Origin of the sequence: Streptomyces niveiscabiei, from assembly GCF_001419795.1 — a bacterium.
Lineage (GTDB): Bacteria > Actinomycetota > Actinomycetes > Streptomycetales > Streptomycetaceae > Streptomyces > Streptomyces niveiscabiei.
Genome location: NZ_LIRL01000840.1, coordinates 1 through 209, shown reverse-complemented (window position 1 = coordinate 209; position 209 = coordinate 1).

The following is a 209-nucleotide window of genomic DNA, read 5'->3' as shown; positions in this document are numbered from 1 at the left end:
GTACCGGAGACGCCGGAGCCGACCACGACGGAGCCGGCTACGACGACGCCGGCGCAGCCCGCCTCGGAGGCCACCGGCCAGCAACAGCGACAGCAACCGGTTGCTGAAACACGAACGGCACCCGCGACACCCACACCGGCACCGGCAGCTCCCGCCAACTCCCCCACCCCCAAACCCGGCTGCTCTCTCTGATACACATCTCCGACCCC